The sequence below is a fragment of the Novosphingobium sp. TCA1 genome, assembly GCF_009811895.1.
GTDB classification, from domain to species: Bacteria; Pseudomonadota; Alphaproteobacteria; order Sphingomonadales; family Sphingomonadaceae; genus Novosphingobium; species Novosphingobium panipatense_A.
On the sequence record NZ_BLJH01000016.1, the window covers coordinates 1 to 17,938 of the forward strand.

General features: G+C 66.6%; 15 protein-coding genes. 3 read left to right on the plus strand and 12 right to left on the minus strand.

Annotated features, from left to right (window positions below):
- Positions 1-376 precede the first annotated feature (376 nt).
- A complete protein-coding gene (gene sucC, locus NTCA1_RS17300; RefSeq protein ID WP_086490943.1) occupies positions 377-1,579 on the minus strand; it encodes an ADP-forming succinate--CoA ligase subunit beta in 1,203 nt (400 codons plus the stop codon).
- Positions 1,580-1,743: 164 nt separating this feature from the next.
- On the opposite strand from sucC, the gene NTCA1_RS17305 reads away from it, so the two are divergent.
- A complete protein-coding gene (locus NTCA1_RS17305; RefSeq protein ID WP_159831202.1) occupies positions 1,744-2,538 on the plus strand; it encodes a 3'(2'),5'-bisphosphate nucleotidase CysQ in 795 nt (264 codons plus the stop codon).
- Between the two features lie 269 nt (positions 2,539-2,807).
- Here NTCA1_RS17305 and NTCA1_RS17310 read toward each other — a convergent pair whose 3' ends face one another.
- Positions 2,808-3,482: an OmpA family protein gene (locus NTCA1_RS17310; protein ID WP_086490942.1), complete on the minus strand. Its 675-nt coding sequence runs from the start codon at positions 3,480-3,482 to the stop codon at positions 2,808-2,810.
- A 269-nt stretch (positions 3,483-3,751) separates the two neighbouring features.
- Here NTCA1_RS17310 and NTCA1_RS17315 point away from each other — a divergent pair, with 269 nt between their 5' ends.
- On the plus strand, positions 3,752-5,086 hold the full coding sequence (locus NTCA1_RS17315; protein ID WP_086490941.1) for a hemolysin family protein: 1,335 nt from the start codon (positions 3,752-3,754) through the stop codon (positions 5,084-5,086).
- A gap of 103 nt (positions 5,087-5,189) precedes the next feature.
- Here the strand turns inward: NTCA1_RS17315 and NTCA1_RS17320 are convergent, their stop codons facing one another.
- The 7 genes from NTCA1_RS17320 to NTCA1_RS17350 all read right to left on the minus strand — a co-directional run bounded on the left by NTCA1_RS17320 (position 5,190) and on the right by NTCA1_RS17350 (position 15,162).
- A complete protein-coding gene (locus NTCA1_RS17320; protein ID WP_086490940.1) occupies positions 5,190-6,731 on the minus strand; it encodes a DEAD/DEAH box helicase in 1,542 nt (513 codons plus the stop codon).
- Positions 6,732-7,126: 395 nt separating this feature from the next.
- On the minus strand, positions 7,127-9,481 hold the full coding sequence (locus NTCA1_RS17325; protein ID WP_159831203.1) for an acetamidase/formamidase family protein: 2,355 nt from the start codon (positions 9,479-9,481) through the stop codon (positions 7,127-7,129).
- A gap of 133 nt (positions 9,482-9,614) precedes the next feature.
- Positions 9,615-11,027, minus strand: coding sequence for a peptidase M20 (locus NTCA1_RS17330; RefSeq protein ID WP_236549416.1), 1,413 nt, complete (start codon positions 11,025-11,027; stop codon positions 9,615-9,617).
- 14 nt (positions 11,028-11,041) lie between these two features.
- The gene (locus NTCA1_RS17335; protein WP_159831204.1) at positions 11,042-12,280 is read right to left on the minus strand and encodes an MFS transporter; all 1,239 of its coding nucleotides are present in this window, start codon (positions 12,278-12,280) and stop codon (positions 11,042-11,044) included.
- Positions 12,281-12,340: 60 nt separating this feature from the next.
- Complete coding sequence (locus tag NTCA1_RS17340) at positions 12,341-13,009, minus strand: cysteine hydrolase family protein (RefSeq protein WP_086490937.1); 669 nt, start codon at positions 13,007-13,009, stop codon at positions 12,341-12,343.
- Positions 13,009-14,133, minus strand: coding sequence for an LLM class flavin-dependent oxidoreductase (locus NTCA1_RS17345; RefSeq protein WP_159831205.1), 1,125 nt, complete (start codon positions 14,131-14,133; stop codon positions 13,009-13,011). The genes NTCA1_RS17340 and NTCA1_RS17345 overlap by 1 nt, the downstream gene beginning before the upstream one ends.
- A 57-nt stretch (positions 14,134-14,190) precedes the next feature.
- Positions 14,191-15,162, minus strand: a complete 972-nt coding sequence (locus NTCA1_RS17350; RefSeq protein ID WP_236549417.1) for a ribokinase — start codon at positions 15,160-15,162, stop codon at positions 14,191-14,193.
- Positions 15,163-15,360: 198 nt separating this feature from the next.
- Between NTCA1_RS17350 and NTCA1_RS17355 the strand changes: the two genes are divergently transcribed.
- Positions 15,361-16,191, plus strand: coding sequence for an oxidoreductase (locus NTCA1_RS17355; RefSeq protein WP_159831206.1), 831 nt, complete (start codon positions 15,361-15,363; stop codon positions 16,189-16,191).
- Between the two features lie 22 nt (positions 16,192-16,213).
- Here NTCA1_RS17355 and NTCA1_RS17360 read toward each other — a convergent pair whose 3' ends face one another.
- The 3 genes from NTCA1_RS17360 to NTCA1_RS17370 all read right to left on the minus strand — a co-directional run bounded on the left by NTCA1_RS17360 (position 16,214) and on the right by NTCA1_RS17370 (position 17,928).
- On the minus strand, positions 16,214-16,840 hold the full coding sequence (locus NTCA1_RS17360) for a hypothetical protein (protein WP_236549418.1): 627 nt from the start codon (positions 16,838-16,840) through the stop codon (positions 16,214-16,216).
- Positions 16,841-16,927: 87 nt separating this feature from the next.
- Positions 16,928-17,443: a demethoxyubiquinone hydroxylase family protein gene (locus NTCA1_RS17365; RefSeq protein WP_159831207.1), complete on the minus strand. Its 516-nt coding sequence runs from the start codon at positions 17,441-17,443 to the stop codon at positions 16,928-16,930.
- On the minus strand, positions 17,440-17,928 hold the full coding sequence (locus NTCA1_RS17370) for a disulfide bond formation protein B (RefSeq protein ID WP_159831208.1): 489 nt from the start codon (positions 17,926-17,928) through the stop codon (positions 17,440-17,442). The genes NTCA1_RS17365 and NTCA1_RS17370 overlap by 4 nt, the downstream gene beginning before the upstream one ends.
- Between the last annotated feature and the right edge of the window lie 10 nt (positions 17,929-17,938).

Genomic DNA, 17,938 nt, shown 5'->3' on the forward strand with positions numbered 1-17,938 from the left:
TTCACGCGCGGCTTTACGTTGTAGTCGATCACCCGCTTCACGGGCACGAGGATCTTCATCTGATCGGGTCCTCTCAGGTTTCAGGCACGGCGTGTTTAGCCGCTCGATTAAATCCACTCAAGGCCTGCCTAATGGGCAATTGACGTATACGTCAAGCCCTGCCGACGGCGAGATGAGCCCTAAGTGGGATCACGCCGCATGCATATCGCAAATCCGCAGGAATGCGCATCGTCCGGGCAGAAACGGGAGGCCGAGAATTACTATGAAGTCGCAAAGGCGCACTTCGTCCGGTCTTCAAATGCAAACGGCGGGGGTTCGAAAACCCCCGCCGTCGCATTATCCGATAAGGATCGCGTGATCCCAGGAACGGCGCCTATCAGGCGGCGACGTTCTTGACCTCTGCCACGATCTTCTTGGCGGCATCGCCCAGGTCGTTGGCGGGGACGATCGGCAGGCCCGAATTGGCCAGGATGTCCTTGCCCTGCTGGACGTTGGTGCCTTCGAGGCGAACGACGAGCGGAACCGAGAGGTTCACTTCCTTCGCCGCGGCCACGATGCCGTCAGCGATGACGTCGCATTTCATGATGCCGCCGAAGATGTTGACGAGGATGCCCTTCACGTTCGGATCGCGCAGGATGATCTTGAACGCCGCGGTCACCTTTTCCTTGGTGGCGCCGCCGCCAACGTCAAGGAAGTTGGCCGGGAACGAGCCGTTGAGCTTGATGATGTCCATCGTGGCCATGGCGAGGCCGGCACCGTTGACCATGCAGCCGATGTCGCCGTCGAGCTTGATGTAGGCCAGGTCGTACTTCGAGGCTTCGACTTCGGCCGGATCTTCTTCGGTCTCGTCGCGCAGGGCCTGCACGTCGGGGTGACGGTACAGAGCGTTCGAATCGAAGCTCATCTTGGTGTCGAGGACGAGCAGGTTGCCGTCCTTGGTTTCGACGAGCGGGTTGATTTCGAGCATGTCGCAGTCAAGCGCCACGAAGGCTTCGTAGAGCTGCTTGGCGATCTTCTGCGCCTGCTTGTTGAGTTCGCCGGTCAGCTTGAGGGCGAAGGCAACGGCACGGCCGTGGTGGGCCTGGAAGCCTGCAGCGGTGTCGATGGTGACGGTGGTGATCTTCTCGGGAGTGTTGTGGGCAACATCCTCGATGTCCATGCCGCCTTCGGTCGACACGATCATGGCGACGCGGCTCGAAGCGCGGTCGACGACCATCGACAGGTAGTATTCCTCGGCGATGTCGACGCCGTCGGTCACGTAGAGGCGGTTCACCTGCTTGCCGGCTTCACCGGTCTGCACGGTGACGAGGGTGTTGCCGAGCATTTCCTTGGCGAAAGCTTCGACTTCCTCGACCGACTTGGCGAGACGCACGCCGCCCTTGGCGTCGGCCGGCAGTTCCTTGAACTTGCCCTTGCCGCGCCCACCGGCGTGGATCTGGGCCTTCACGACATAGAGCGGTCCGGGCAGCTGCTTGGCGGCGGCAACCGCTTCCTCGACGGTGAGAGCGGCAATGCCGGCCGGGATGCCGACGCCGAACTTCGCAAGCAGTTCCTTTGCCTGGTATTCGTGAATGTTCATCGCTGAAATCGCTTTCTGCTGGAGGTCCGTGGGAAAGGCGTGAGTAGCCCCGAACTTGATCCCGGCCGCATAAGCACATCCCTGCGCGCTTGAAAAGTCCCGTTCCCTGCGCAATGGGATCGCGCGGTCCAACGGATCGCCGGAATAATGAGAACGACTCGCGCATGATCGATCGCGACAGATTGGAACATATCGTCCGCGAAGCCGGACGGATCGCCATGGCCGGTTGGCCGGGTGACGGAAACCCCTGTGAGCACTGGGAAAAGGTCCCCGGCAGCCCGGTGAGCGCCGCCGACATCGCGGTGGATTCGTTCCTCAAGCAGGAACTGGGCGGACTGCTGCCCTCGGCAGGCTGGCTCTCGGAAGAAACCGTGGATTCGCCCGCGCGCCAGGGCCGCGAGCTGGTCTGGCTGGTCGATCCGATCGACGGGACGCGCGATTTCATTGCCGGGCGCACGGGCTGGGCGGTTTCGGTCGCGCTGGTCAATACGCGGCGCCCGCTGATCGGCCTGCTCCACGCTCCGGCGCGGGCGCGGGAGGCCGGGGGCGAGTTCTGGTACGGCGAGGCGGGCAAGGGAAGCTGGCGCAACGGCAGGCCGCTGCGGGCAAGCCACCGCGAGACGCTGGCGGGCGCGCGGGTTCCGGCGAAGAAGCTGGCGCCGGAAGATGCCGATCTCGCGCTTGTCGACCAGCCCAACTCGATTGCCCTGCGCATGGCGATGGTTGCGGCGGACGAGGCGGACCTGCTGGCAACCTTGCGCTGGGGCTACGAGTGGGACATCGCCGCCGCAGGCCTGATCGCGCGCGAGGCCGGGGCCGCAGTTACCGACGCTTTCGGCAAGCCGCTCAACTACAACAAGCACGACCCGCGCGCCTTCGGCGTGCTGGTGAGTTCACCGGCGATCCACGATGCAGCGGTCGCGCGCCTGGCGGACCGGGCGGAGCGCTATTCGGCGTAGTTTGCGTATCCCGGGCTTTCGCCCGGCAAAACGGCCATCCGGCCGTTTTGAGCGGCACCGGCCCACGCCCCCACCCGACCTCCCATCTAGGATACACTGAATGGGAGGTCGGGTGGGGGCGTGGGCCGGTGCCGCAAGCCTTCGACGGATGTCGAAGGCGTATCGAGCAAAAGGCGTACCGAACAAAGCCGTACCAAGCGAAAAGGGGCCGAACCCGCAGGCCGACCCCTTTCCCGATCCCGCTTTCCAGCGGAAACACTTTATTACGATCAGCGCGCGGCCGAGGCTTCGTCCTGGGTGACCGGCGTGATCTTGATTTCGACGCGGCGGTTCTTGGCGCGGCCTTCGGCGGTGGTGTTGTCCGCCACCGGATAGTTCTTGCCCATGCCCTGCGTCTGGATACGCGCCGAGGAAACCCCGCGCGAGATCAGGTAGCGCGCGACCGAATCGGCGCGGCGCTTGGAAAGATCGAGGTTGTAGGCATCCGAACCGGTCGAGTCGGTGTGGCCATAGACGTCCACCAGACTGTCGGGATACTTGACCATGCTCTGGGCGACGCTGTCGAGCGAGGCCTGGAACGAGGGGCTGATCTCGGTCGAATCGACGGCGAAGGTCACGTCCGGCAGGTTGAGCAGGATGCCGTCGCCTTCCTGGCTGACGTCGATGCCCGAACCGGCGGTGTCTTCCTTCAGTTCCTTGATCTGCTTGTCCATCTGGTAGCCGACCACGCCGCCGGCCACGCCGCCGATACCGGCGCCGACGATACGGGCGGTCTTGCCGCCGATCACGCTGCCGAGGAGATAGCCGAGGCCCGCGCCGCCGGCGCCGCCGATGGCGGTGCGGGAAACCTTGCGCTCACCCGTGTTCGGATCCGTGACGCAGGCCGATACCGCGACAAGCGAGAGCGCGGCCAGGGCGGACGTCATCAGGCGTGATTTCTTCATGGTCTTCCCTCCTGTTCAGAAACACTTCCACGGGCGTCTGTGTGGTAGTGGACATGAATAGCAGATGGCTGATCCCGGCGAAACGATTGCTGTCGGCTTGGGTTCCCGCCGACGTGGCCAAGTGCATTTTGCATCGTTTCTATCCAAGCTCCCTGACCGAGTCCGCGCCCAAGTCCTTCGGCCAAACCGCATTTCCAATCCGTGACGTTTATGTCGATGTGCAACAGCCGCTTCGCAGGTGCGGCGATTTCTGCTAGCGCAGGGTTACTGTGACACCATTTCCCTGGACCGACCTCCTCATCATCGCCGGCCTGATCCTGCTCAACGGCCTGTTCTCCATGTCCGAGCTGGCCATCGTGTCCGCGCGCACGGCCCGGCTGAAAGTCTCCGCCGACAAGGGCAGCGGCGCCGCGCGCACAGCGATCGAGCTGGCGGCGGACCCCGGCAAGTTCCTCAGCACCGTCCAGATCGGCATCACCCTGATCGGCATCATCGCCGGTGCCTATTCGGGCGCCAGCCTGGGCGGGCCGGTGGGCGAACGGCTTGCCGCGCTGGGCGTGCCCGCACGCTTCGCCAGCGAGGCGGGCTTCACGCTGGTGATCATCGCCACCACTTTCGCCAGCCTGGTGGTGGGCGAACTGGTGCCCAAGCAGCTTGCCCTGCGCATGGCCGAACCGGTCGCCATCATCATGGCCCGGCCCATGGCCTGGCTCGCCCGGATCATGGCGCCCTTCGTCTGGCTGCTCGACAAATCGTCCGGCCTGATCCTGCGCCTCTTCTCCATTCGCGGCGGCGGGCAGGAACAGCTCACGGCCGAGGAACTCCAGATGATCTTCGCCGAGGCCACCCGCTCCGGCGTGATCGAGGAAGAAGAGCGCGCGATGATGACCGGCGTCATGCGCCTGGCCGACCGGCCGGTGCGCGAACTGATGACGCCGCGCAACCAGATCGACTGGATCGACGTCAACGCCGGTGAGGACGCGCTGCGCGCCAAGATCGCGGCCTCGCCCCATTCCATGCTGCCGGTGGCGGAAGAAGGTTCGCCGGACAATATCGTCGGCATCCTCAAGGTCCGCGAGGCACTGGCCGCGCTGGTCGAAGGGCAGGCCGTCGATATTGCCGCCATGATGAAGAAGGCGGAAGTGATCCCCGACCAGCTCGACGCCATGGATGCCCTGCGCAAGTTGCAGCAGGCGGAAGTGACGATGGCGGTGGTCCATGACGAATACGGCCATCTGGAAGGCCTTGTCACCACGTCCGACATGCTGGCGGCGCTGGCGGGAACTTTCGTCGGCCACCAGGACGAAGGCGATGCCCCGCTGGTGGTGGAGCGCGAAGACGGATCGCTGCTGGTCTCGGGCGCGATGCCCGCCGACGCGCTGGCCGACCGCCTCGGCATGACCCTGTCCGACGACCGCGAATATGCGACTGCGGCGGGTCTTGTCCTTGCCGTGATGAAGAAGGTCCCGCGCGAAGGCGAATTCTTCGCCGACCAGGGCTGGCGTTTCGAGGTCGTCGACATGGACGGCCTCAAGATCGACAAGATTCTCGTTTCCCGCCTCGACGAAGACGGCGGGGACGACGGAGTTGCCGGAGAGGCATAAAGGAACGGCCCCCGCGCCAATGGCGTGGGGGCCGTTCTGATCCCGATACAAATCGGGCCTTCGAGGCCGGCCCTTAAAAAGGCCGGCCCTTTTCATGTCCGGATCAGCTGGCGCGGCGGACGGCGCCCTTGTGGGTGCCTACCGACTTGCCGCCGCGCGGACGGAAGCGGCGCTTGCGCTCACCCTCTTCGCCGCCCTGCTCGCGGCGATCGCCGCGCGGTGCATCGCTGCGGGGACGGTCGTCACGGCGGCGCTCGTCGCCGCGGCGCTCGGTGCGCTCACCCTGCGGACGCTCGCCCGAGCGCTCACCATGCGGGCGATCCCGGCGCTCGCCGCGCGGCTGCTGGCTGCGGTTGCCGCCGCCACGGCCGTCACGGCGGCCTTCGCCCTGACGCTGGCCGTCACGCGAACGGCCGTTGCCCTGAGGCTCGGTCGGCGCACGGCGCGACGGGGCAGGCAGGCGCGCGGCCTGCTTCTGAAAGTCTTCCGGCAGGCCGAGCGCGGCCAGCTTCACGCGGGTCAGCTTCTCGATATCGCGGATATAGGGCTTCTCGTCCGGGGCGACGTAGCTGATCGCCACGCCGTCCGCGCCCGCACGGGCGGTGCGGCCGATGCGGTGGACGTACTGTTCGGCCACGTTCGGGATCTCGAAGTTGTAGACGTGGCTGACACCCGAGACATCGATGCCGCGCGCCGCGATGTCGGTGGCGACGAGGATGCGGATCGTGCCCTGGCGGAAGCCGCCGAGCGCGGCGGTGCGCTGGGCCTGGCTCTTGTTGCCATGGATCGCGGCAGCCGGGATGCCGGCGGCGACGAGGTGGCGGACCACGCGGTCGGCGCCGTGCTTGGTGCGGGTGAAGACCAGCGCGCGGTCGATCGCGCCGTGCTCGGCCTTCTCGGCGGCGTCCTCGGCCAGGCCTTCACGCAGGCTGAGGGTCAGAAGCGCCTGCTTCTCGGCCTGGTTGATGAAAGTGGCGTACTGTTCGACGCGCTCGGCCGTGGTCGACTGCGGTGCGACTTCGACCTTGACCGGGTTGTTGATGAACTGCTTGCCCAGCTCGGCGATCGCCTGCGGCATGGTGGCCGAGAAGAACAGGCTCTGGCGCTGCTTGGGCAGGAGCGCGGCAACGCGCTTCAGCGGGACGATGAAGCCGAGGTCCATCATCTGGTCGGCTTCGTCGAGCACGAAGATCTCGACATGGCGCAAGGTCAGCGCGCGGCTGTCGATCAGGTCGAGCAGACGGCCGGGGGTGGCGACCAGGATGTCGGTGCCGCGCTCCAGCGCGCGGGCCTGCTTGCCGGCGGGCACGCCGCCGAAGATGCACTGGACCGAGAGGTTCAGGAACTTGGCATAGCCGCGCATGTTCTCGGCGATCTGGGCCGCGAGTTCGCGGGTCGGCGAGAGCACGAGCATGCGGCAGCCGGCGTTCTGGCGCGGCTTGGGATCGTTCGCCAGGCGATGCAGCGAAGGCAGCGAGAACGCGGCGGTCTTGCCGGTGCCGGTCTGCGCGATGCCGAGAATGTCACGACCTTCGAGCAGCGCGGGAATGGCCTGGCGCTGGATCGGCGAAGGATCGGTGTAGCCCTTGGCCGCGAGCGCACGGAGAATCGGCTCGGCCAGACCAAGTTCGGAGAAATAGGACATGTGTCACTTTCACAAGGTGCGGGGCGCGCGGAAGGTACTTGGCCCGCGCACACAGCAAGGTGTCGTTACGGGCGACCCTGCGTGAAGAAGGAAGCTGGTTCAAAAGGACAACCGCTCATCCGGGCCGGTCCGCATCGGGACCTCACGCTGCTCACGGATTGCGGCAGGGAAGAACCCTACGCGCCGGTTGTCGGGAGGCATTTAGTGTGCGCTGCGGAAAAACGCAAGATAATTGCGTCTGGAGTCTTTCTGGTTTGCGGCACCGGCCCACGTCCCCACCCGACCTACCACTCGGTGTATCCTTGATGGGAGGTCGGGTGGGGGCGTGGGCCGGTGCCGCAAGCTCGTCACGGATGTGACGAGCGTACTCAACAAAGACTCACCGGATTTTCAAATCAACTCGTGAACAGCGCCTTCCTGATGACAGCATGGACGCCGTAGTTGCCGTTGACGATCTGCGAGACACCGAAGTCCACGCCTACCGACAGCAGCGAGATCGCCTCGTCCTCGGTCAGCTGCTTGGCGGTCATCAGGAAACGCCGGGCCTTGCGGAAGGCGTCGCGCATGGCAGCGTCGATCGAGGACTGCTTGTAGACCTCGCTCTGCGCATCCTCGCCCAGTTCCTTGAGATAATCGGGGTGGCTGAAGCCCATGACGACCCATTCGGTCTCGGTCTCGATCAGCGGATAGTCGACATCCTTGAGCTGCTCCATCAGTCCCGCCGCCTTGTGGTGGACCACCTGAACCAGCCCGGTCATCGAGCATTCGATAGCCGTGCCGCAAAGCTCGCTGTCGCCCTGCGAGGCATGGGGATCGCCCAGCGAGAGCAGCGCGCCGGGCACCTGCACCGGCAGGAACACCCGCGCGCCCGGCCCGGTGCGCCAGTTGTCGAGATTGCCGCCGAAGCTGGCGGGCGGCACCGAATCGACCAGCCCGTTGTGAGCAGGCGCGACGGCGATCACCCCGAAGTGCGGCCGGATCGGGATCTCGACATTGCGCAGCACATCGTAATTGCGCTCGATGGTCTCGGGATCGACCGGCACGCCCGGATAGTCGTAGCGGGCATGAGTCACGCCCGAGGGATCGACTTGCGGCGTCCAGCGGTAGGAATAGACCGCATGGGCGGTGGGCAGGCGCCCGCCCGCCGCCTCTACTTCGTAGATCGTCACGACCTCGCGCTGCTTCGGTTCGGTCAGGAGGTCGTTGTAGTGGAAGCCCCAGTAGGTCGCCGCGTTCGATCCGAAGCACTTGCCCGCAAAGCGCGGATTGCCGCTGGGCCGGGGTTTGAGATCGAGGATGCGTACTTCGATCAGGTCGCCCGGCATAGCGCCTTCGACGTGGATCGGGCCGGTGCAGATGTGGACGCCGAAGCCCTCGCCCGGCCCGCGCCCCAGCGCGCTTGCATCCATCGGCCCCGCCCCGCGCCGGTCTACAGCCTTGCCGTTCTCGTCCCAGCGGTAGACGCTCTCCACGCCGGAATCGCCCTCCACCATGCGCTCGTGATCGTCGTTGGCATGGTGAGTCAGCGCCTCGATCGTCACGAAGTCGCCCGAACGGACATGGAGCGCGGGTTTCAGGTCCTTGCTGAGATAGCCCCAGTGAATCGTCTCGGGCGTGGCGGGCAGATGGTGATGGCGCGAAATGCCGGTATCGCCGAGCATCGCGGGCCCCATCGGCCGGTCGGGCTGCCCCGCCGCGTCTTCACCCGCGTCCTCAGGCGATAGTTCCGGCTCGCTTTCCGCCTCGACCTGTTCGGACCGCGCCCGGTCCTTGCGCGCGGGACGGCCCCGGCGCAGCAGTTCCACCGCCTCCTGCTCCTGCGGCGGCGCCTTGCGGTACTCGCGCGGGGATATGCCGTATTGCTCGCGAAAGGCGCGGCTGAACGAGGCGCTGTCGTTGAAGCCCCATTCGAACAGGATGTCCGAAATCGACTTCTGGACGTGGAGCGGACTGCGGAGGTCCAGTCGGCAGCGTTCGAGCCTGCGCACTTTCACATAGTGCCCGAAGCTGTCGTTGATCGATTCGAACAGCTTCTGGAGATAGCGCGGCGAGATGCCGTGCTCGGCCGCGACCTGCTGGTAGCTGAGGTCAGGGTCCGAAAGGCGGATCTCGATGGTCTGGAAAATGCGCTCCAGCAGCGCGGCGCGCATGCCCGCCGCACCGCCCATGGCTTTGGCGGGGGCATTGTCGAGCAGGCTGGTCACGAGAAATTCGGGAAAAGCCAGCTCCACCGGACGCGCCTGGTCGGTGGTGATGTCGGAGATCGTGTCCGCCAGAGAACGCAACATGCCCGAGAACACGCGCGCCGCGCCGCTTTCGGTGGCGATCTTGCGCGGCGGGCCGCTGATCGGTGTCTTGAGACGGGCGCTGAGTTCGCTGTGCGGCACTTGCACGATCAGGCTGCGGTTGTCGCCGGAGAAGGCAAGATGGACCGGACTGTCGCCGCGCCCGCAGATCATCTCTCCATCGGACAGGCGAAGTTCCTGCCCGGCGTCGCGCACGGTGGCGCTGCCGTCCAGCACCATGGCGAGCCAGTAGGTGGCGGGCTGATCGCGAAAGTCGATGGTCCACGACTGCGGCGTGCCGGTGACGCGGATGAAGTCGATCCCGGTGCTGGCGCGGAACTGGATGAGTTCGCCATAGAGCGTGGCGTCGTCCGCCTCGTCCAGCGTGAGCGACAGCCGCTTGAGCGCGAAACGCCAAGCGTCGCGCCGCTGTTCCTTGGGATAGACGTTCGTCGTGATACGCAAGCGAGGACCACCTTGAAACGGGTGGCACCCTTCCCGGACGGGCGACCAATTCTGCTGACCTTGGCGACCTTTATGACAAAGGTCTATCGGCCGGATCGGCGCGGGGCAAGATGCCCTGAAGGGTGCATGAGGCCTATTCGGGGACCTGTTCGAAAGGCGTCTCGTTACCGTACACGCTGGTCCCGGTCTGGGCCCTCGGCGCTTCCCCCCGGCCGCAGACCGCCAGCATGGTAAGCGCGTAGACGAGCGCGCTGGAGGCCATGTCCTCGGGGGTCGGCCGCCAGCGCGGCATGCCGGTGGTCACGGCAGGCACGCGGTGCATGTTGAACACGTTGTGATCGCGCCACATGCTGGAATAGACCGGGTGTGCAGGTTCCACCGCCGCGCCCCGCGCCAGCCGGGTGGCGGCATCGACGGCCCCCACCAGCGGCGCCACTTCAAAAGGGCGTGCCTCGAAGCCGTGGCGCACGACCATCGGCTCGACATCGAACGCCTCCACGTCCACGCCGCGCATGGCTTCCATGATGCCGTGCCAGGCATCGGCGGCCTTCTGGCGCGGGTTCAGCGAAACGTCGATGTAGAGCGCGCAGACCTCTGTGCCCGCGCCGAAATCTATCGGCATGCCGCCGCGCACCGAGGCGATCTGGACCTTGGGATGGATCGCGCCGCTGGCGGTCTCCATCATGGATTCGCGCTCGAACGTCTGGCCCCAGGCGTGGAGCGCGTCGATCACCGGGCCAAGCCGGTAGATCGGGTTCGGATGGCGGCGCGGATCGGCAGGCGCGTCGAGGATCGGCGAGAACACGCCCTGCCCGAATATCCGTACCCGATAGAGCGCATAGCCGCAGCCCTGCCAGGTCAGGCCGAAATCGGTGCCCTCCGCGGCGATCGCATAGTCCGGCGCGACGCCGCCGTGGTGGAACAGGTAATGCGCGCCGATATCCTTGCCGTTCCAGCCGATGCCAGCAAATTCCTCGATCGGCTCGGGGCCGATCTCACCGGGGCAGGCGGTGAGCCAGGTCTTGCCCGCCAGGCCGATACCCGCCTTGCGCAGGGCCTTGGCGGCGATCAGGAAGCACGACATCGGCCCGCGATCGTTGCTGATCGGATAGCCGCGCAGGCGCCCTTCCTCGTCCAGCCAGCACCGCGTCCACTCGGGATCGGCCAGCGTGGAATCGCGATAGCGGAACTTGTCGTGCTCCGGCATGCCGCTTGGGGATTCGGTGTCGAGATGGGCGGTGAACAGCAGGTTGGCGCCGCGTCCAGTCCCGCCATATTCGCCGATCACATTGGGCCGCTCCGGCGTGGCGCCGACCTTGCGCGGCTTGAATCCCTCCTTCGTCATCCAGTCATGGACGAACTCGGCCGCCGCCAGTTCCTCGCGCGAACGGCTGGGAATGTTGCCCAGGGTCAGCGCCAGTTCGACCAGTTCGTCGGTATCGATGGCCGCCGCAACGGCCGCGCGCTCATCCTCGCTGACGGCATAGGGCGCTTTCGCGGGATCGGCGAAAGCGGGGACGGGGTCGGGCATGTCTGCCAAAGTCATGTGCTCCGTGAACATCAGTGGCCGACCGCGAAGAGCGCTTCACGCTCCGTCTCGCGGCCGTAGCGCGGCAGCAGCATGAGCAGCAGCGCACCCGCCAGCAGCGCGGCGCCGACGCCGACCAGCGCCGGGCGATAGGAATGGCGCGCATCGAACACCAGGTCGAGCAGGATCGGCGTCGTCCCCTGCGCGGCGATCACGGCGGAATACATGGCGCCGATCACCGAGCCGAAATGCCGGGTGCCGAAATAGCGCGCGATGAAATAGGGCAGCGCCCCGAACTGGCCGCCCAGCCCCACGCCCAGCAAGGCGCCGCCGAGGATCAGCAGCGGCATGCCCTGCGCGGTTTCCAGCAGGACCAGCCCCAGCACCGCCATGAGGTACATCGGCACCGCCACGCGCGGGGTCGGGATCTTGTCCATGATGCGGCCGGTGGCGATCTGCCAGCCGGAGGTGACGAGCGCGAAGACGCTGACCACCGCCGTGCCCGTCGCCACCGAGAAACCCCGGTCGGACAGGATCGGTACGACATGGCTGAACACCGCCGTGGTGCCGCCCGCCCCTGCCGCCAGCGCGATCAGGATCAACCAGAACATCGGCGTCTGCGCCGCCTCGCCCAGAGTCATGCCGTCCCGTCCGGCCACCGCCCCGGCACCGGCCACGACGACACGGTCGCGCAGCAGCACGAACAGCAGCGGCAGCGCCACCGCCAGAATGAAAGCGGCAATGCCCAGATAGCCCGCGCGCCAGCCCCAGCCCTGCACCAGCACGGCGGCCATGACCGGCAGCAGTACCGAGCCGATTCCGCAGCCACCACCCGCACTGATGCCAAGTGCGGTGCCGCGATTCTCGTCGAACCAGTCGGCGATCACTTTCTGGAAGATCGGCGTTCCCGCCATGGCCCCGAACACCGCGAGCACGGTGAAAGTCGCATAGAACTGCACGAGGCTGCCGTTCGTCAGGGCCAGTGCCGCAATCGAGAGCGCCAGGCCGAGCGTGCCGACCAGCAGCGTCGTGCGCGCGCCCGCCTTGTCGATATGACGCCCGATCAGCGGATAGGTCACCGCGCCGACCAGCGCGAGAATGCCCAGCACGCCCGATACGCTCGCCCGGCTCCAGCCGAATGCCTCGGTCAGCAGCACCAGGAACAGCCCGAAGACGGCATGGACGGCAGGCGTTACGCTTACCGAATTGCCGAGCGTGCAGGCGAACAGCACGCCGCCCTTCGATCCGCGCGGAGAGAGGTTCACGGACATCGACGGCAACTCCTTACTGGATTCAGGGCTGGATTCGGGGCTGGATTCAGGTCGGGCGGATCAGGCGTCTGCGCCCCTGGCCCAGGCCTGTTCGACGGCCCGGGTGGTGGTGAGCAGCACGCAGTTCTTTTCCATTGCCGAGAGCGAACTTTCGTGAAGCCCCGGCTCGTAGGCGGCGCTGGCATCGGAGACGAGGAACACGTCGTAATCGTGATGGAAGGCCGATCGCGCCGTCTGGTCCACGCAGCAGTCGGTGGAAAGGCCGCAGATCACCAGGGTCTGGATCCCTCGCGCCCGCAACTGCGCATCGAAATCGGTGCCGTGGAAGCTGTCGTAGAGCAGCTTGGCGATCTCGATGTCGCCGGGCTCGGGGAAGATGCGGTAATAATCCGCCCCGCCGTCCGCGATGCGGCAGATCGCCTCGCCCCCGGGCTGGCCGCGCCGCGCCATCAGCGTCTTCAGCGCGCGCGAATCGGTTTCGGGGCTGGTGACGACGCGCATCAGCGCAACCGTGGCCCCGGCGCCGCGCGCCGCCGCCACCAGCTTCTCGCAATTGTCGATTGCCGCAGAAGCAGGCGAGAGATCGACGCCGTAGCGGCCCAGCAATCCCTGCGGCGCGGCGAAATCGACCTGGATATCGACGACGACCAGTGCCGTCGTCGCCGGGTCGATCATCCCCGCCAGCCCTGCCGGATCGACATGGGGAAGATCCTCGGTCCTGAGCGGCATCAGTTCGCCACCGGCGCGGCAACCCTGCCGGGGAAGCGTTCCCGCAGGACCGGCAGGATTTCCGCGCCGAACACCGGCAGGCTCTTGATGTAGTCGTCGAAGATCAACATCAATCCGTCGGTGCCGGAGGCTTCGAGCAGGTCGCCGACCTGCTCGGTCACGCTTTTCGCGCTGCCGATGATCTGCGCCGACATGAACGAGCTGCGCGCCTTGCGGGTGAAGTCGTTCTCCTTGCCGATCTCCGCATCGAGGAAACCGTAGGCGCGCATCATGCCCGCCAGCGCCCCTTCGTCGAGGCCCGCCGCGTAAAGTTCCGCGCGGGACTTCGCCGCCGCATCGCTCTCGTCGATCACCAGCGTCATCATCGAGTAGGTGCGGATATTGCGGCCATATTCGGCGGCGATAGCCTTGGCGCGGTCGCTGTTCTTCGCCAGTTCCGCCCCCGTGCCGCCCGAGAGGAAGATCGCGTCCATTTCCTCGGACGTCAGCCGCATGCCGATCTCCGAGGATCCGGCGCAGACCAGGAACGGGCGCTGCTCCGGCTTGGGCCAGGATTCGCAGTCCTTCAGCGTGACGTAATCGCCATGCATGGTGACCGAATCCTCGCTCCACAGCGCCTTCACGGCGCGGACCCATTCGTAGGCGAGGTCGTAGCGCTGGTCGTGATTCACATCCTCGGGCCAGGCGCCCATCTGCGCGAATTCGCCCTTGTAGGAGCCGGTGACGACGTTGAGCCCGGCGCGGCCCCCGCTCACCTGCTGAAGCGTCGCCATCATCTTGGCCGCCACGGCCGGATTCTGGAGCAGCGTGTGCAAGGTGGTGACGATGCGGGTCTGCTTCGTCACTTCGCTGAGCGCCGCCATCAGCACGATCGGATCGAGCGAGGAATCCCAATGCTTCGTATCGCCGCCGTAGCCGCGAAACTTCGACATCGACATGATGAAGTCCATGCCCGCCGCCTCGGCCAGCACCGCGCACTGGCGGTTGTAGGCATAGGAACCGTCAAGCTCGGGCTTGTTGCGCGACAGGATCCAGCCGCCGTTGGCCACCGGCAGGAACAGGCCGAGATCCTTGCCGCCATTGTCCGAAGGCAGTCCGAAAGGCGTCATGGGAAACTGGTTCATCGTATCCTCTTGTGGCCGGGCGTATCGGGGCCGGATGGGCGCGGCTTCGCTGGAAAGTCAGCTTAGGGAAGCGGCCGAAGGCTTCTTGATCGGCAGCGCATGTTCTGTTGCCGGCTTTTCGGGGGCGGGCCTTCCGACCAGATCCTCCACCGCCGCGCGCATCGGCATGGCGGGCGCGGCGCCCTGCCCCAGCGTGCAGAGCGCGGCGGCGGCGGCGGCATAGGGCAGCGCCTCCTCCAGACCGCGTCCTTCGTCCAGCAGCGCGGCCAGCGCACCGCAGAAGCAGTCCCCGGCGCCGATGGTATCGACCGGAATGACCGGCAGCGCCGGAACATGGAGATGCCGGTCGGCATGCACCGCCAGCGCCCCCGCCGCCCCCAGCGTTACCACCACCGCCTGATCCTCCCGGCACAGCAGGCCCCGTGCGGATTCGGCGATCGCGGCCATGTCGTCGTTGCCCGGCACGGCGTCGAGCCCGAGAAAGGCAGTCACTTCGTGCTGGTTCACGATCAGGATGTCGACATGCTCGAACAGCGCCCTGCCCTCTAACACCGCCGGAGCGCCGTTGAGGATGCGGATCGCCCGGGACCCGGCGAACACCGGCAGCAGCGTCGCCACCGGCACTTCGAGCTGGGCCAAGAGCACGCCGCCGGAAACCGCCGCCGCCTCTCGCCACTGGGCATTGGCGCCCGGCACGACGATGATCTGGTTTTCGCCCTGCGCATCCACGGCGATATAGGCCGTGCCGGTATCGGCGCCGGGCAGCGTGACGACGCCGCTGACGTCGATGCCGTCCGCCCTCAGGCGCGAGAGCATCCAGCGACCCGAATCCCCTTCTCCCACGGCGCCCGCCATGTAGGTTTCAGCCCCCATCCGCGCGGCGGCGACGGCCTGGTTGGCGCCTTTTCCGCCCGGCAACCGCGCCGTGGCACCGGCCATGACGGTTTCGCCGGGGCGCGGAAGATGGTCCAGCGACGTGATGATATCGAGATTGATCGAACCGAAGATGTGAACTGCCAAAGCTGCCACCCCACTTGCCCAGGGGCCTGCCTGTGTCGCGCCCCTGCTTGCATCATGGGCTGCATGGCGCCCCGATGCAGGTCAAGCGCGACCCGGCCCCGTGCGCGCTGCCGCAACAATTGCGGTCGCCAGCGCAAAGAGTGCCGCCGGTCCCTCTCCCTAGGTTCGCGATCATAGCATAGACCCGCTTTCGAAAGGATAGGCAGCATGACGAATTGGCTCATCACCGGGATCGGCGGCGGCCTTGGCCGCGCCGTGGCGAAAGCGGCGCTGGCGCGCGGAGACGTGGTCGTCGGCACCACCCGGAGTGCAGGCGATGCCGAGTTCGAGGCGCTTGCACCGGGCCGCGCCCATGTCGTGACCGTCGATCTGGCGGACGAGGCTTCCGTGCGCGCCGCCGCCGCCCGGGCGGAGGACCTGACCGGCGGCATCGATCGCCTGCTCAACAATGCGGGCTACGGGCTGGTCGGCGCGATCGAGGAAGTCTCCATCGACGAAGCCAAGGCCCTGTTCGAGATCAACGTCTTCGGCGCGGTGCGCATGATTCAGGCGGTGCTCCCGGCGATGCGCGCGCGGCGCAAGGGGCATATCGTCAATGTGACTTCGGTATCGGGCCATGCGCCGTGGGCGGGCACGGGCATCTACGGGGCCAGCAAATATGCGCTGGAATGCGTGGGCCAGACCCTGGCGCAGGAAGTGGCGCCGATGGGAATCCGGGTGACCAATGTGGCGCCCGGCGGCTTCCGCACGGGATTTGCGGCATCCGGCCTCAGGATCGCCGCCAAGGACATCGCCGACTATGAGGACGGCGCCCATTTCGCCCGCCGCAGCCTGACCGAGGGCGCCGGCAACGAGAAAGGCGATCCCGCGCGCGGGGCCGAGGCGATCCTGGCCGCGCTCGATTCGGCCGAGCCGCCGCTCCACCTGTTCCTGGGCGAGGACGCCCTGCACTATGCGCGCGATCAGATCGCCTTCGTCGGCAGGCAGATGGACGAATGGGAAGCACTGTCGCTCTCCACCGCCTTCGAACCGGCCTGAGGGGAGCCTCAGGCCCTAACCCTTACCGCTTCGACTTCGATTTCGGCGTCGACTGGGGCTGCGGCAGGGCCGCGTCGGTGGCATCGGCCTTGGCGTCGGCTTCGGCCTGCTGGCGGCGCTGCTGTTCGAAGTAGGCGTTCTCGGCTTCCTCGACGCGCTTCTGCTGTTCGGCGGCATCGGCATCGATGGTGGAAAGGCGCTTTTCGCGCTCGGCCTGGATCAGTTCGCTGAATCGCACCTCGGAGCCGTTCTTACGCTCGGCGGCGGCGCGCTGGATCAGCTTCTGGGTGCAGCCCGAAGCGCCGCCCGCGCCGACCGGCGAGCAGCTCATGTTGCCGAAGGCGCCCACGGTTTCATAGGCCTGCACCTTGTTGCTCCAGGCTTCCGACTGCGGCTGGTCGATCCCGCGCAGCGGCTCGGGGATACGGAAACGCTCTTCCTCGCCTTTGCGCGCGCAGACGGTGATCTCGTTCCCGCTCGAGGCCGGGCAGGGATCGTTGCCGAAGACGATCAGCTGGTTGACCTTCTCTTCGCTGGTGCCGAAGTCATCCGCCGACGAAGATGCCTGCTGGGACTGGGCCGCGGCGGGCAGCGCGCCCATGGTCAGCCCCAGGGCAAGAGCTGCAACAGTGGTCAGGAGGCGCGTCATGGGATTGCTCCAGCTTGGTCGAAGTGTTCGCGGGTCGAGACAGGATAACATGCCACCCTTTTCGGGCGACTCTATAACGTTCGGATTTCAGATTCTTTCCGAAAGCTTGATCGCCACGCGGCAGCCGAGCCGGATCGCGTTGAACAGCAGCGGATAGGCAGGCGCCTTTTCCGCGCCCGCCGCCAGGGCCGCATCGCGGTGCTCGCGCTCCTCGTCGCGGAACTTGCGGATCACCCCGCCCAGTTCGGGATCCTCGTCGCCCAGGTCCTCGATCTGTTCGGTATAGTGGCGGTCGATCTCGGTCTCGATCGCGGCGGTGCAGGCCATGGCCGCTTCCGGCCCGATCAGCGCCGTCGCCGCGCCCAGCGCATATCCTGCCGCCGACCATACCGGCTGGAGCAGCGTCGGCCGCACGCCGCGCTCGGCGATCATGGCGTCGAAGCGGGCCTGGTGCTCAGCCTCCTGCTCGGCCATCCCGGCGATCTCGGTCGAATGCGGGGCGCGCGCGCCCATCACCGCCAGTTGCCCGGCATAGATGCGCGTGGCGCCGAATTCGCCCGCCTGATCGACGCGGATCATCCGCGCGGCCTTCGATGACGTCATGACGGAACCTTGCGGCTGCGGGCGACGAGGCCGAAAACGGCCAGCGCGCCCAGGGTGGAAATGAGGAAGTTGAACCCGGCCAGCGAAATGCCGCCCAGGGTCCAGGGGGCCACGTCGCAGCGGATCACCGGCGCGTTCAGGATGGCCTCCATGGGATCAACACCCGCCGCGAAGGGCGTGGAGGTGCAGGCGGTCATGCCCTGCCACCAGCCATATTCGACGCCGGCGTGGAAACCGCCGATCAGCCCCGAGGTGAGGATGCCCACTGCCGCCACGGCCACCAGCGGGCGCACCGGCCGCCAGAAGAAGGCCAGCGCCGCGAAGACGATCGCGAACATGTGCGGATAGCGCTGCCACCAGCACATCTCGCAAGGGTGCAGCCCAAAGACATATTGGCTGACATAGGCCCCGCCCAGCAGGACCACGGGAACGGCCAGCGCAAGCGCGCGGGCGGCGCGCAGGGGTGCGGCAACGGCAACGGTCATCGCGGCGGCC

Coding starts and splice junctions, on each gene's coding strand:
- NTCA1_RS17335 (WP_159831204.1), bottom strand. CDS start 12,280: ATGTCCGTGAACCTCTCTCCGCGCGGATCGAAGGGCGGCGTGCTGTTC.
- NTCA1_RS17330 (WP_236549416.1), bottom strand. CDS start 11,027: ATGACTTTGGCAGACATGCCCGACCCCGTCCCCGCTTTCGCCGATCCC.
- NTCA1_RS17360 (WP_236549418.1), bottom strand. CDS start 16,840: ATGACGCGCCTCCTGACCACTGTTGCAGCTCTTGCCCTGGGGCTGACC.
- sucC (WP_086490943.1), bottom strand. CDS start 1,579: ATGAACATTCACGAATACCAGGCAAAGGAACTGCTTGCGAAGTTCGGC.
- NTCA1_RS17305 (WP_159831202.1), top strand. CDS start 1,744: ATGATCGATCGCGACAGATTGGAACATATCGTCCGCGAAGCCGGACGG.
- NTCA1_RS17370 (WP_159831208.1), bottom strand. CDS start 17,928: ATGACCGTTGCCGTTGCCGCACCCCTGCGCGCCGCCCGCGCGCTTGCG.
- NTCA1_RS17320 (WP_086490940.1), bottom strand. CDS start 6,731: ATGTCCTATTTCTCCGAACTTGGTCTGGCCGAGCCGATTCTCCGTGCG.
- NTCA1_RS17340 (WP_086490937.1), bottom strand. CDS start 13,009: ATGCCGCTCAGGACCGAGGATCTTCCCCATGTCGATCCGGCAGGGCTG.
- NTCA1_RS17355 (WP_159831206.1), top strand. CDS start 15,361: ATGACGAATTGGCTCATCACCGGGATCGGCGGCGGCCTTGGCCGCGCC.
- NTCA1_RS17345 (WP_159831205.1), bottom strand. CDS start 14,133: ATGAACCAGTTTCCCATGACGCCTTTCGGACTGCCTTCGGACAATGGC.
- NTCA1_RS17310 (WP_086490942.1), bottom strand. CDS start 3,482: ATGAAGAAATCACGCCTGATGACGTCCGCCCTGGCCGCGCTCTCGCTT.
- NTCA1_RS17365 (WP_159831207.1), bottom strand. CDS start 17,443: ATGACGTCATCGAAGGCCGCGCGGATGATCCGCGTCGATCAGGCGGGC.